Consider the following 12,854-nt stretch of genomic DNA (forward strand, 5'->3'; position numbering starts at 1 on the left):
AGTAAATACAATGACGGACACTCATGACACTAATCTCCCCGAAAAGCCGGTGGAATTAGAAGAAGAAAAGAAGGCAGCAGAGGTTTCTGAACCGGCAACAACAGAAACTCCCGCTGAAGAAATCGTTTCGGAAAAGCCGATAGAGCCAGTTCAGAAGCTTACGAAAGAGGAAATACTTACCAAACTCAAAGAGGTGGTTGCCGACGTGGAGAACGTGGCAAAACCTGAAATAGACAGTTTGAAGCAATCTTTCTACAAGCTGCACAATGCTGAACAGGAAGCGGCCAAAAAACTGTTTATTGAAAACGGAGGCGCCGCGGAGAACTTTGTTCCACAAACAGACAGTGTAGAGGAAGAGTTCAAGAATATCATGTCCGTCATCAAAGAAAAAAGAAGTGCGCTCACAGCCGAACTGGAGAAGCAGAAGGAAATGAACCTGCAGATAAAGCTTTCCATCATCGAAGAGCTGAAGGAACTGGTTGAATCTCCGGATGACGCCAACAAAAGCTATACGGAGTTCAAGAAACTACAACAGCAATGGAACGAAGTTAAACTCGTTCCGCAAGCCAAGGTCAACGAGCTTTGGAAAAACTATCAATTGTATGTTGAGAAATTCTATGACCTTCTGAAACTGAACAATGAATTTCGCGAATACGATTTCAAGAAGAATTTGGAAATCAAGACACATCTTTGTGAAGCTGCCGAAAAGTTGGCAGATGAAGCTGATGTAGTTTCAGCTTTCCATCAGTTACAGAAGCTGCATCAGGAATTCCGTGATACGGGGCCGGTAGCCAAGGAACTACGCGACGAAATCTGGGCACGTTTCAAAGTTGCCTCTACGGCCGTAAACCGACGTCACCAACAACATTTCGAAGCGTTGAAGGAAGTGGAACAACACAATCTTGACCAAAAGACTGTAATTTGCGAAATCATAGAAACCATCGACTACAAAGAACTGACAAACTTTGCTTCTTGGGAGAGCAAGACGCAAGAAGTCATCGCACTGCAAAACAAATGGAAAACCATCGGTTTCGCTCCACAAAAAATGAATGTGAAGATTTTCGAACGTTTCCGCAAAGCGTGCGACGAGTTCTTCCGTAAAAAGGGAGAGTTCTTCAAGACCCTGAAGGAAGGTATGAACGAAAACCTGGAAAAGAAGCGTGCCTTGTGCGAAAAAGCAGAAGCTCTTAAGGACAGTACCGACTGGAAAACAACCGCCGATGAACTGGCCAAACTCCAGAAAGAATGGAAAACCATCGGTCCGGTAGCCAAAAAATATTCGGATGCCGTATGGAAACGTTTCATCTCCGCTTGTGATTACTTCTTCGAACAAAAGAACAAAGCCACTTCTTCACAGCGCAGCGTAGAGCAGGAAAATCTGGAAAAGAAAAAAGCCATCATCGAAAAACTGAACGCTATCGATGACCAAATGGATACAGAGGAAACTATCCAACTGGTACGCAACCTCATGAAAGAGTGGAACGGCATAGGGCATGTACCTTTCAAAGAGAAAGACCGAATCTATAAGCAATATCACAGCCAAGTAGACAAATTGTTTGAACGCTTCAACATCAGCGCCTCCAACAAGAAGCTAAGTAACTTCAAGTCGACTATCAGCTCCATTCAGGAAGGTAGTCCACAAGCCCTTTACCGGGAACGCGAGAAATTGGTACGCGCCTTCGACAATATGAAGAACGATCTTCAGACATATGAAAACAATCTCGGCTTTTTGACCACTTCTTCCAAGAAGGGAAACAGTTTGCTGACAGAAATTAACCGCAAGGTGGAAAAGCTGAAAGCAGACATCGAACTTGTGAAAGAAAAGATAAAAATGGTAGACGAGAACATCAAAAACCAAGAATAACATACAAGATAAGACTTACTAAAAAAGGAATCCGCCTCTACAGCTATGCAGCCGTGGAGGCGGGTATATTTTTTATACACCTTATTAGTACAAGTTTCAATCATATAGTCATCGCGTACAGAGCCACCCGCTTGAACAATGTTTCTACTCCACTCTTATGGGCACGCTCAAAAGCCTCCCGGTAAATCTTGCACTTCGCGCTGAAACGCTCTATTGTTGCCCTGCATGTCGTGATGCTATGTGCCCCGTACGCCATCTTCAGGGAGAGTAGTACTTGCCGCTGATTGAAGTGGTCACCGTTTGTTGTTCATTCTTCATTTCCGATGTTTTTTACTCACGAGGCGAGAAAAATCCCACATTGAATCCGAAGACACACTGCGTGATGGTGCGTTTAGATGATGTGGAATGGAACAGACCTCACTATGTACGAGCAATCGAACGTGCAGACAACAACCGTCTTTCTCAAGGCCACTTCTTCGGACAGAAGTTCAGGGTGCATAAAGTGGATAAGGGATAGCGTTGCTCTACAAATTGGAGAAGTGTACCATCAACCTTGTGAAGTCGAGCAAGGAATTGCCGGCTATCTCATCATCGGACATTTGGGGTTCAGTTTTAAAGATGAAGAGAATGAAAATGTGAATCAAATCATTTTTTTTGTATATCAGATTATTTAAGAAACCGTCATCCTGTTCCTGAATTCTTTCGGCGTGCAGCCCCCCCTGTCGTTTGAAGAACCGGACGAAATGCTGCGGGTGCTGAAAGCCCAGCGATTCAGCAATCTGTTTGATTGTACCTGCCGAATCGAGCATCCGCTCTTTGGCTACGGTAATCATCTTCAATTGTATGTACTCCTGCGCCGTCTTGCCCGTTTCCTGTTTCACCAAATCCCCGAAATAATTGGGCGAAAGACAAATCTTGTCTGCGAAATACTTTACAGTCGGGATGCCTTCCTTCGCTGCCGTCCCCAAATAGAGATAATCGTCCAGAAGCCGCTCGAAACGAGCCAACGCATCGTGATTCATGTCCTCGCGCGTAATGAACTGCCTCTCGTAGAAACGCATGCAATAGTTGAGCAACACCTCGATGTTGGAAATGATAAGCGATTTGGAGAATTTGTCGATAGGATGCTGCAACTCACGAACAATCTTCTCCATGTAATCTTGCAGAATGATACGCTCTTCCGTCGATAGATGCAACGCCTCGTTGGAAGCATAGGAGAAAAACGAATACTGTTTCATTTTCTGCCCCAACGAGGTGTGATGCAGAAAATCGGGGTGGAATAACAAACCGACGGCTTCCGGAGCAGGACCGTCCTCCAGCCGGTGAATGGCAATCGTCTGTCCCGGTGCGAAACTCACTACGGTTTCATCATCAAAATCATAGACCGTCTTTCCATAGTTGATGATGCACCCCGTCGTCTTTTTGAGAAACAACGCATAAAATCCCAGCGTCATCCGGTGAGTCGGTTGCGGCACAGAGCCGTCGAAATACACGATGCCGACCAACGGGTGGTGTGTCTCGAACCCAAAAAACCGATTATACTGTTCGATGGTGTCAGCCTTTACTATATCCGCAGTATGATCCATAATTCTATAAATACTTTTCTTTCAATAATAGAGTTTATATAGAATAAGATGATTTACAGCACCCTTAAACTTTATTCTATATGATGTCTAATACATATTTCTTATTAGCAATACAAAGGAAATGCATTTTCCCCGATAATAAAAGCATCATAGGGCAAAACACGTAATTCGGGTACTTCTATCCGTAAACTGGGTACTTTATGATTATCATAACGGGACACCTGTCTTAAAAATCTGTAATCGGGGTACTTCCGTCCGTAACACAGGTATCGTGTCGCATTATGGAACGCCTTAATTTTGCACCTATAAATAATAAATAAAACAATGAATGATATTATAGAAAGAATGCGGAGCGAAAAGCAGATTTCGGAAACGGATTCCGATTTTCCACGTTTATGTAAGGAAGATGTACCCGACAATACCATTATCGCAGGTGTGCCTGCAAAAACAGTAAGAAAAATAAAAGCAACAAATTTATGAACAGAAAATTAACTGCGCTCCTTATGATATGCGCCATGCTTATCACAGGAGCCGCTTGCAAAAGAACAAATGATTTGAATAACGTAAAGAACATGAAAAATCTGAATTTAACTGCCGAATGGGACAAGACGTTTCCAAAAAGCAACAAAGTGAACCACAGCAAAGTAACATTTACTAACCGTTATGGCATTACACTAGCGGCCGATATGTATGTGCCGAAGAATGCCAACGGCAAATTGCCAGCTATCGCTGTCTGCGGACCGTTCGGAGCTGTCAAGGAACAGGCTGCCGGGCTTTATGCCCAGACAATGGCCGAGCGCGGTTTCCTGACCGTTGCTTTTGACCCTTCCTACACAGGAGAGAGCGGCGGCGAGCCCCGCTACGTAGTGTCGCCCGACATCAATACCGAGGATTTTTCTGCCGCTGTCGATTTCCTTGCGACCAATGACTTGGTAGATGCCGAGCGAATCGGCATTATCGGCATCTGTGGCTGGGGCGGACTGGCTATCAACGCAGCAGCAGCCGACCCGCGTATCAAGGCTACCGTCGCATCTACTATGTACGACATGAGCCGTGTGAATGCCAACGGCTATTTCGATGCCGATAACAGTGTCGAAGCACGCAATGTGCTCCGCAAAAAACTTGCAATCCAACGCACGGAGGATTTCCGCAACGGTTTCCCGAAGCCGGGCGGTGGCGTTCCTGATGAATTGCCTGACGACGCTCCGCAGTTCTTCAAAGACTATCACGCCTATTACAAGACCCCTCGCGGTTATCACAAACGTTCTCTCAACTCCAATCAGGGACGTAATGTAACGGAAGCCATTCCTTTTATTAACTTCCCGCTGATGAGCCGTGCGGACGAAATCGAAACCGCCGTGCTTGTCATTCATGGCGAAAAGGCGCATTCCCGTTATTTCGGCGAGGATGCCTTCAAGAAACTGCAGGGCGATAACAAGGAATTAATGATTATCCCCGACGCAAGCCATACCGATCTTTACGACAATCTATCAGTAATCCCGTTCGATAAAATACAAGCATTCTTTCAAAATAATCTCAAATAATGAGACAATGAAAATGTGGTTATTATCTATGATATTGCCGGGGCTGTTGCTTACTTCCAATGCTTGCAGTACGACCGATGAACCGATGAAAATCGAAGAACCGACACCAGCTCCCGACCCACAACCTACGGGCGGCCGTGCCTTAGTGGTCTATTTTTCATGCACAAACACGACCAAAGGCATTGCCGACCGGATTGTCGAGGCGGCCGATGCGACGACTTGGCGCATCGAGCCCGAAGTGGCGTACACGTCCGAGGATTTGAACTACAACAATTCATCGTCCCGTGCCAACCGCGAGCAGAACGACCCGTCGGCACGTCCCGCAATCAAAGGCAAATGCGAAAACCTCGCCGACTACGATGTGGTTTTCCTCGGTTATCCCATCTGGTGGGGCAAAGCTCCGAAAGTCATTTTCACTTTCCTCGAAAGCCATGACCTCGCGGGCAAGACCGTCGTTCCGTTCTGCACCTCGCACTCCAGCGGCATCGGGTCGAGCGATACTGACCTGCATCATCTGGCGACCGGAGCCGAATGGAAACAGGGACGGCGGTTCAACGGAAACGAATCGAAAGAAACAATTGAAAAGTGGATTGAAAGTATGAACCTGAATTTTAATAATGATACGAATGCAGGGGTGTTTAACCTATCGAAAGGGACGAACGGAAACGCCCCGACAGTGAAATTAAGCAGCGGTTATGACATGCCGATTCTCGGACTGGGAACTTACAGCCTGCACGGAGCCACTTGCGTCAATTCCGTAAAAGCCGCGCTTGCCGCCGGTTTCCGCAAGATAGATACGGCACACATGTACGACAATGAGGAGGAAGTGGGACAAGGTGTCCGCGAATCGGGTGTGCCGCGTACGGAAATCTTTGTGGCGACTAAACTCTATCCCAATCAATACGCCGACCCAGAAACCGCCATTGAAGAATGTCTGCGCAAACTCGACATCGGCTATATCGACTTGATGCTGTTGCACCATCCGGGAACGAACGACGTGAAAGCGTACAAAGCGATGGAAAAATATGTGGCAGCGGGTAAAATCCGGTCGATAGGCGTATCGTGCTACTATGTAAAGGAAATCAATAATTTTTTGCCGAAGGTGAATATTAAACCTGTGTTGGTGCAGAACGAGGCTCATCCCTATTATCAGGACACGGAAGTAATGGAACATCTCCATAACCTTGGTATCGTTGTAGAGGCATGGTATCCACTCGGAGGCCGCGGACATCAGAAAGAACTTTTGCGTGATCCAGTATTATCCGAAATTGCAGCCAAACACAACAAATCAGTAGTGCAGGTGATTCTTAGATGGCACTTGCAACGATGCGTGGTTGCTATCCCCGGTTCGAGCAATCCCGACCATATCAGAGAGAATATCTCGGTTTTCGACTTCTCGCTGACCGATGATGAAATGGCCCGAATCACCGCACTCGACCGGAACGAGAAGCACGATTGGTATTAATATGATTAATAGCATAAGACAATGAAAACGAATCTGAATTATGACCAGTACATTCCCACCCACATCCTTTTCGGGACAGGACAGTTGAACAACCTTCACGCGCACCCCATGCCGGGCAAACGGGCGCTGATTGTCATTTCCAACGGCAAATCCACTCGCGACAACGGTTATCTTGCCCGTACCGAAGAACAACTGCATCAGGCAGGTGTGGAAACCGAGGTATTCGACGGCATCATGCCAAATCCGACAGTAACCAACTCTGAAGCCGGAGCGAATGCCGCACGTGCGTACAATGCTGATTTTCTGGTAGCATTGGGTGGCGGTAGCGTCATGGACTGCTCGAAAGCCATCGCACTGCTGGCTACCAACGAGGGCGATTTGTGGGATTACGTAGCTGTCGGCTCCGGCAAAGGACAGCCGATAAAAAACCGTCCGCTGCCCATCGTCGCCATTACGACCACCGCCGGCACAGGGTCGGAAACAGACGGTTGCGGTGTCATCACGAAAGAAGATACGAACGAAAAGGCATTCATCATGCACTCGTCGCTCTTCCCCGTCCTCGCCATCGTCGATCCGGAACTGACGCTCACCGTGCCGCCTCGATATACCGCATTTCAAGGCTTCGATGCGTTGTTTCATAGCGTTGAAGGATTCATTGCCGCCAGTGCCAACCTTGCCAGCGACATGAACGCACGCGAGGCCATCCGCAACATCGCAGAATACCTGCCGCGTGCCGTGAAAGACGGTTCCGATCTGGAAGCCCGTACCCGCGTCGCATTCGCCAACACCCTGTCGGGAGCCGTGATGACGCTCACACTGCTGACCAGCGAACACGGACTGGAACACGCCCTTTCCGCCTATCATCCCAACCTACCGCATGGTGCGGGACTGATAATGATTAGCAAGGCCTATTTCAGCTATTTCGTCCGCAATCACGGTTGCGACGACCGTTTCATCGAACTGGCGCAACTGTTGGGCATGCCGGAGGCCACACAACCGGAAGATTTCATCACGGCTCTTGTTCGCTTGCAGGAAGCCTGCGGTGTGGCGGAACTGAAGATGTCTGACTATGGCATCACGCCCGGCGAGTTCGAAACCTTCATGCACAACACGCGCGAAGTAATGGGAATCATGTTCATGGGCGACCGGGTGCAAATGTCGGATGAAGATATAGTACGAATATTCGCTGAATCCTATAAATAACCGACAATGAATGCTAAAAAAAATATGACACGCCGTGAAGCACTCAAAAAGATGGGCGCAGTAGCGGCAGGGATAGGACTGGGCATCGGTGGCGTTCATGCCACTGATGTGCCGGGATTATCTGATAAAGAAAAAAACAAGAAAAAATAAAGGTATTGGCAATCAACGGCAGTTCGCGCAAGGACGGCAATACGGCGGATATGCTGAATCTTGTATTGGGCGAATTGGAAAAGGAAGGTTACGAAACGGAACACATACAGCTGGCAGGACATACGATAAATCCCTGCAAAGCCTGTTTCGCCTGTGTAGGAAAGAAAAACTGCGTGTTTGGCGATGATATTTTTCAGGACCTTTACCGAAAGATGACCGAGGCGGATGCCATCATCCTCGGCTCTTCGACCTATTCCGCCGACATTTCATCTACGCTGAAAGCTGTCATCGAACGTGCCAGTGTCGTATGCGATACCAATCCGGGAATGTTCCGCCACAAAATAGGCAGTGCGGTAGCCGTTGCCAGACGTGCCGGAGCCATGAATACCATCGACACCATCAATCATTTCTTTCTCAACAAAGAATTGTATGTCGTGGGTTCCACTTATTGGAACATTGCTTACGGACGTCTTCCCGGTGAAGCGATGAAAGACAAAGAAGGCGTCGCCAACATGAAGAATCTTGGGCAGAATATTGCGTGGTTGCTGAATCACATTCATTGATGCCTGCTGCTCACGCCCCGGCAGATTTCCTTGATAACAGTCGCTTTCGGTTCCCCATTCTGACCGCCTGACCATGAACGTGACCACTTCCCGCCCCATCAACCTGATTGTGATACACTGCACCGCTTCGCGTTGCGACCGCGGTCACAATGCCCGCTCGATAGACATCGCCTACAAGGGCGGCCTGCTACCCGACGGCACCCCGGCCAACACCCGCACCGCCGCGCGGCGCGGTGCCTTGCTGCGGCTGTTGCGGCAGCTGCTCGGCTCTTTCCGTGTAGCCATCAGCACCGAAGGTGTGGAAGTTGCCGAAAAGTTCACCGCCGCCAACATCAAGAAAGCACGCATCGTCTTCACGCCCTGCAAGGAACTGAAGAACCTTTGCAAGACTTTCGAATACCGCAAGACTTCTCCGCGGTCAAGGCGGTGCTAACGAAGGAGAAGACAACACCACCGGAGGCGGTGGCAATGATGGCGACCAGAACGAGAACCCGCTGGGCTAAACGCCCGTTTTCCGCGCAGGAAACACTCGAAAACGTCCCGGTGATTTTTCATTTCGCCGGGGCGTTTTTTTATTTCCTCCCGTGAAAATGGAAAAACGCCGGGACGAAACCGGGAAGCGTATGCCTGGCATGACCAAGGGGGCTTCCGGAGGCTTCCCCTGAATGGTTTTGCAATGAACAGGCCCCAATTCCGGATCCTGACGAATACAAGGTTTGCAGACAAAAAACGGATGTAACAAGACAAAAACAGCTCAGATTATGCAAACTAACAGCGTAAATTTAACATACCCACAGAGTTTTCGGACTGACCCAATATTCGGATACCTGCGGATAGAATACAAAAAGGCGCTAAAACTACCATTTTAGCGCCTTTTTAACTGTAAATAACTAATAAGTGGTTGGGCTACCTGGATTCGAACCAGGAATGACAGGACCAGAATCTGTAGTGTTACCATTACACCATAGCCCAATGGTTGTTATTTCCGTTTTGCGGTTGCAAAGATACAAAGATTTCTATAAATCAAAACAAAAACGAGCATTTTTTTTGCAAAAAACTGATAAGATACCGTAATCCAAAGGATTATATAACTAAAAAAAAACAAAAATTGAAAGAGTTTTCCTCTTTTGCGTGTTTGATATGAGAAATCAACGTATATTTGTCAACTGTTTTAATATAATAATGTATAATGAACGAAACGAAGAAACTGATTCAACAGATAACAGAAGGTATTCAAGATAAAAAAGGAAAAAAAATCGTCATCGCAGATTTGACAAAAATCGACGATACAATATGCAATTATTTCGTCATCTGCCAAGGAAACTCTCCCAGCCAAGTGACAGCCATTGTAGAATCCATAAGGGACTTCACACGCAAGGGTGCCGATACCAAGCCCTTTGCCGTAGACGGACTGCGCAATGCTGAATGGGTAGCTATGGACTACTCGGACATATTAGTGCATGTCTTCCTGCCTGAAACAAGGGAATTCTACAATCTGGAACACCTCTGGGCAGATGCCAAATTAACTCAAATTCCTGACCTCGATTAATCAAAACGTATGGATAATAATACCAACAAGAAACCCAATAAAGTAAATATGCCCAAGTTCAACCTGAACTGGCTGTATATGATTATAGCAATGATGCTGTTAGGGCTGTACCTGACCAACGAAAGCGGTACGGCAACCAAAAATATCTCTTATGATGAATTCCAGCAATATGTACGAAACGGTTATATAAGCAAAGTAATCGGTTACGATGACAACTCCGTCGAAGCTTACGTCAAACCGCACCACATAGGGAACGTATTTCGTCAGGACTCCAGCCGAGTAGGCAAGAATCCGCTTATTACGACCGAGGCCCCTTCACGCGAGAGCTTGGGGAATTTCCTGCAAAAGGAAAGAGACGACGCCCACTTTGACGGCTCCATCAACTACGAAAAGAAGCGAAACTACTTCGGTGCCATTCTGTGGCAGATTCTCCCTTTTGCATTCCTTATCGGTTTCTGGATTTTCATGTCCCGACGCATGAGCGGAGGTGGAGGCATGAGCGGAGGTGGAGGCATCTTCAGCGTAGGAAAGTCCAAGGCCCAATTATTTGAAAAAGGTTCCCCCATCAAGATTACATTCAAGGATGTGGCAGGACTTGCCGAAGCCAAGCAAGAAGTAGAAGAAATTGTCGAGTTCTTGAAAGAACCTCAAAAATATACCGATTTGGGAGGTAAGATACCCAAGGGTGCCTTGCTGGTAGGTCCTCCGGGAACCGGAAAGACCCTGCTTGCAAAGGCCGTGGCCGGAGAAGCCAACGTACCTTTCTTCTCTTTGGCAGGTTCCGACTTTGTGGAAATGTTTGTCGGCGTGGGAGCTTCCCGTGTTCGCGATTTGTTCCGCCAAGCAAAGGAAAAAGCACCTTGTATCGTGTTCATCGACGAGATTGACGCTGTAGGCCGTGCACGTGCCAAAGCAGCCGCCATGGGTGGCAACGACGAGCGCGAGAACACATTGAACCAGTTGCTGACTGAAATGGACGGCTTCGGCTCCAACAGCGGCGTTATCATCTTGGCCGCTACCAACCGTGTGGACGTCTTGGACAAAGCATTGCTGCGAGCCGGACGTTTTGACCGCCAGATACATGTAGACCTACCCGACCTTAATGAGCGTAAGGAAGTATTCGGCGTACACCTGCGCCCCATCAAGATAGACAATAGTGTGGATGTAGACCTTCTGGCACGCCAGACTCCCGGATTCTCGGGAGCAGACATAGCCAATGTATGTAACGAAGCAGCCCTGATAGCCGCCCGCCACGGCAAGAAGTTCGTCGGAAAGCAAGACTTCCTGGATGCCGTAGACCGTATTGTGGGTGGATTGGAAAAGAAAACCAAAATCACTACCGAGGCCGAACGCCGTTCCATTGCCATACACGAAGCCGGCCATGCCAGCATCTCTTGGTTGCTAGAATACGCCAATCCGCTGATTAAAGTAACTATTGTACCCCGCGGACGCGCTTTGGGCGCAGCCTGGTATCTGCCGGAGGAACGGCAAATCACCACCAAGGAACAGATGCTCGATGAGATGTGCGCCACCTTGGGAGGACGTGCCGCCGAGGACCTATTCTTGGGTAGAATATCCACCGGAGCCATGAATGACTTAGAACGTGTGACAAAGCAGGCATACGGTATGATTGCCTATTTGGGTATGAGCGAAAAACTCCCCAACCTCTGTTATTATAATAATGAGGAATATTCTTTCAACCGCCCGTATAGCGAAAAGACTGCGGAACTGATTGACGAAGAAGTGAAGCAGATGGTCAACGAACAGTACGAACGTGCCAAGAAAATACTATCCGAAAACCAAGAAGGACACAACCGGCTGGCACAACTGCTGATTGATCAGGAAGTAATCTTTGCCGAAGACGTTGAACACATCTTTGGAAAACGTCCATGGGCTTCCCGTTCGGAGGAAATCAGTGCAAACAAGACTGCTGCCGAGGTGAAAAAAGCAGAGCAAGAAGAAGAACAAAAAGCCATAGAAGCAGAAAAGGAAGTCAAGAAAGAAGAAAAGCATGAAAAATAACTTTATCCAACGTGCCGTTACCGGTGTATTATTCGTCATAGTATTGGTGGGCTGTATTCTTTACAGCCCCCTTTCGTTCGGTATACTGTTCACCATTATCAGTGCACTGAGCGTACATGAGTTTGCCCAATTAGTCAACAGGAGCGGCGAAGTAAGCATAAACAAGACCATCACTGCATTGGGGGGAGCTTACCTTTTCCTTGCATTAATGAGCTTCTGTACCCAGCAGTCTATAGGAGCACGGATATTCCTTCCTTATTTGGGACTGTTGCTCTACATGATGATTACGGAACTTTACCTCAAGAAAAAGAACCCGACGGGTAACTGGGCCTACTCCATGCTAAGCCAATTGTACGTGGCACTCCCCTTCGCCCTGCTGAATGTACTTGCTTTTCAATATTCCACGGAAACGAGCAGTGTGACCTACAACCCCATCCTGCCGCTTTCCATCTTCGTATTCATCTGGTTGAGTGATACGGGTGCCTACTGTACCGGTTCATTGATAGGCAAACACCGTCTGTTTGAGCGCATTTCCCCAAAGAAATCTTGGGAAGGCAGTATCGGCGGCGGAATTTTCTCCATCGCTTCATCTTTTGTCTTTGCGTACTTTTTCTCTTTCATGCTGTGGTGGCAATGGGTAGGTCTGGCAATCGTCGTAGTCATTTTCGGTACATGGGGCGACCTCACCGAATCACTCATGAAACGCCAATTGGGAATTAAGGATTCGGGCAACATTCTGCCGGGTCATGGAGGGATGCTCGACCGTTTCGACAGTGCCCTGATGGCAATTCCCGCAGCAGTCGTTTATCTGTATGCATTGACGATGTTCTAACAACGGTTCACACGAACAAACCTGCATAAAACATATAAAAAGAGCACCCGGGCAGATGGATGACATCAAAATCCCG

11 protein-coding genes, 1 tRNA gene and 2 pseudogenes are annotated in these 12,854 nt (G+C 47.8%); 12 read left to right on the forward strand and 2 right to left on the reverse strand.

The annotated features are described in order from the left end of the window. The first annotated feature begins 10 nt into the window (after positions 1–10). Entirely contained in the window at positions 11–1,864 is a 1,854-nt protein-coding gene (locus tag HU824_RS14435) for a DUF349 domain-containing protein (protein ID WP_136011315.1), read from the forward strand. 382 nt (positions 1,865–2,246) lie between these two features. Continuing rightward, a pseudogene (locus tag HU824_RS14440) lies at positions 2,247–2,503 on the forward strand (hypothetical protein). A 31-nt stretch (positions 2,504–2,534) separates the two neighbouring features. Here the strand turns inward: HU824_RS14440 and HU824_RS14445 are convergent. Then, positions 2,535–3,450 (reverse strand): annotated as a pseudogene (locus tag HU824_RS14445) (helix-turn-helix domain-containing protein). A gap of 324 nt (positions 3,451–3,774) precedes the next feature. Between HU824_RS14445 and HU824_RS14450 the strand changes: the two are divergent. The 7 genes from HU824_RS14450 to HU824_RS14480 all read left to right on the forward strand — a co-directional run bounded on the left by HU824_RS14450 (position 3,775) and on the right by HU824_RS14480 (position 8,808). Continuing rightward, positions 3,775–3,930: a hypothetical protein gene (locus HU824_RS14450; protein WP_176469197.1), complete on the forward strand. Its 156-nt coding sequence runs from the start codon at positions 3,775–3,777 to the stop codon at positions 3,928–3,930. Positions 3,931–3,965: 35 nt separating this feature from the next. Further along, the gene (locus HU824_RS14455; RefSeq protein WP_255260530.1) at positions 3,966–4,994 is read left to right on the forward strand and encodes an alpha/beta hydrolase; all 1,029 of its coding nucleotides are present in this window, start codon (positions 3,966–3,968) and stop codon (positions 4,992–4,994) included. A gap of 13 nt (positions 4,995–5,007) precedes the next feature. Then, positions 5,008–6,459 (forward strand): flavodoxin, encoded by a 1,452-nt coding sequence (locus HU824_RS14460; RefSeq protein WP_255260527.1) that lies wholly within the window; start codon positions 5,008–5,010, stop codon positions 6,457–6,459. Positions 6,460–6,480: 21 nt separating this feature from the next. Next, positions 6,481–7,662, forward strand: a complete 1,182-nt coding sequence (locus HU824_RS14465; protein WP_176469200.1) for an iron-containing alcohol dehydrogenase — start codon at positions 6,481–6,483, stop codon at positions 7,660–7,662. Positions 7,663–7,668: 6 nt separating this feature from the next. Beyond that, positions 7,669–7,812: a twin-arginine translocation signal domain-containing protein gene (locus tag HU824_RS14470; RefSeq protein ID WP_176469201.1), complete on the forward strand. Its 144-nt coding sequence runs from the start codon at positions 7,669–7,671 to the stop codon at positions 7,810–7,812. 5 nt (positions 7,813–7,817) lie between these two features. Further along, positions 7,818–8,375: a flavodoxin family protein gene (locus HU824_RS14475; protein ID WP_217994209.1), complete on the forward strand. Its 558-nt coding sequence runs from the start codon at positions 7,818–7,820 to the stop codon at positions 8,373–8,375. A 73-nt stretch (positions 8,376–8,448) separates the two neighbouring features. Further along, a complete protein-coding gene (locus tag HU824_RS14480; RefSeq protein WP_176469202.1) occupies positions 8,449–8,808 on the forward strand; it encodes a hypothetical protein in 360 nt (119 codons plus the stop codon). 465 nt (positions 8,809–9,273) lie between these two features. On the opposite strand, the gene HU824_RS14485 is transcribed toward HU824_RS14480, so the two are convergent. Beyond that, a tRNA-Gln gene (locus tag HU824_RS14485) sits at positions 9,274–9,347 on the reverse strand. Between the two features lie 217 nt (positions 9,348–9,564). Here HU824_RS14485 and rsfS point away from each other — a divergent pair. From rsfS to HU824_RS14500, 3 genes are read left to right on the forward strand one after another with little or no spacing between them, the layout of a single operon-like run. After that, complete coding sequence (gene rsfS, locus HU824_RS14490; protein WP_005824036.1) at positions 9,565–9,924, forward strand: ribosome silencing factor; 360 nt, start codon at positions 9,565–9,567, stop codon at positions 9,922–9,924. 9 nt (positions 9,925–9,933) lie between these two features. Next, entirely contained in the window at positions 9,934–11,946 is a 2,013-nt protein-coding gene (gene ftsH / locus HU824_RS14495; protein ID WP_176469203.1) for an ATP-dependent zinc metalloprotease FtsH, read from the forward strand. After that, positions 11,936–12,778 carry a phosphatidate cytidylyltransferase gene (locus tag HU824_RS14500; protein ID WP_176469204.1) on the forward strand — a complete coding sequence of 281 codons (843 nt, stop codon included), beginning with the start codon at positions 11,936–11,938 and terminating at the stop codon, positions 12,776–12,778. The genes ftsH and HU824_RS14500 overlap by 11 nt, the downstream gene beginning before the upstream one ends. Positions 12,779–12,854: the final 76 nt, after the last annotated feature.

The organism is Bacteroides sp. L10-4 (assembly GCF_013373675.1).
Lineage (GTDB): Bacteria > Bacteroidota > Bacteroidia > Bacteroidales > Bacteroidaceae > Bacteroides > Bacteroides muris.

Excerpts from the sequence above, each read along its gene's own strand:
- HU824_RS14480 (WP_176469202.1), top strand. The coding sequence starts at position 8,449 with ATGAACGTGACCACTTCCCGCCCCATCAACCTGATTGTGATACACTGC.
- HU824_RS14465 (WP_176469200.1), top strand. The coding sequence starts at position 6,481 with ATGAAAACGAATCTGAATTATGACCAGTACATTCCCACCCACATCCTT.
- HU824_RS14500 (WP_176469204.1), top strand. The coding sequence starts at position 11,936 with ATGAAAAATAACTTTATCCAACGTGCCGTTACCGGTGTATTATTCGTC.
- HU824_RS14435 (WP_136011315.1), top strand. The coding sequence starts at position 11 with ATGACGGACACTCATGACACTAATCTCCCCGAAAAGCCGGTGGAATTA.
- HU824_RS14460 (WP_255260527.1), top strand. The coding sequence starts at position 5,008 with ATGTGGTTATTATCTATGATATTGCCGGGGCTGTTGCTTACTTCCAAT.
- HU824_RS14450 (WP_176469197.1), top strand. The coding sequence starts at position 3,775 with ATGAATGATATTATAGAAAGAATGCGGAGCGAAAAGCAGATTTCGGAA.
- HU824_RS14455 (WP_255260530.1), top strand. The coding sequence starts at position 3,966 with ATGCTTATCACAGGAGCCGCTTGCAAAAGAACAAATGATTTGAATAAC.
- rsfS (WP_005824036.1), top strand. The coding sequence starts at position 9,565 with ATGAACGAAACGAAGAAACTGATTCAACAGATAACAGAAGGTATTCAA.
- HU824_RS14470 (WP_176469201.1), top strand. The coding sequence starts at position 7,669 with ATGAATGCTAAAAAAAATATGACACGCCGTGAAGCACTCAAAAAGATG.
- ftsH (WP_176469203.1), top strand. The coding sequence starts at position 9,934 with ATGGATAATAATACCAACAAGAAACCCAATAAAGTAAATATGCCCAAG.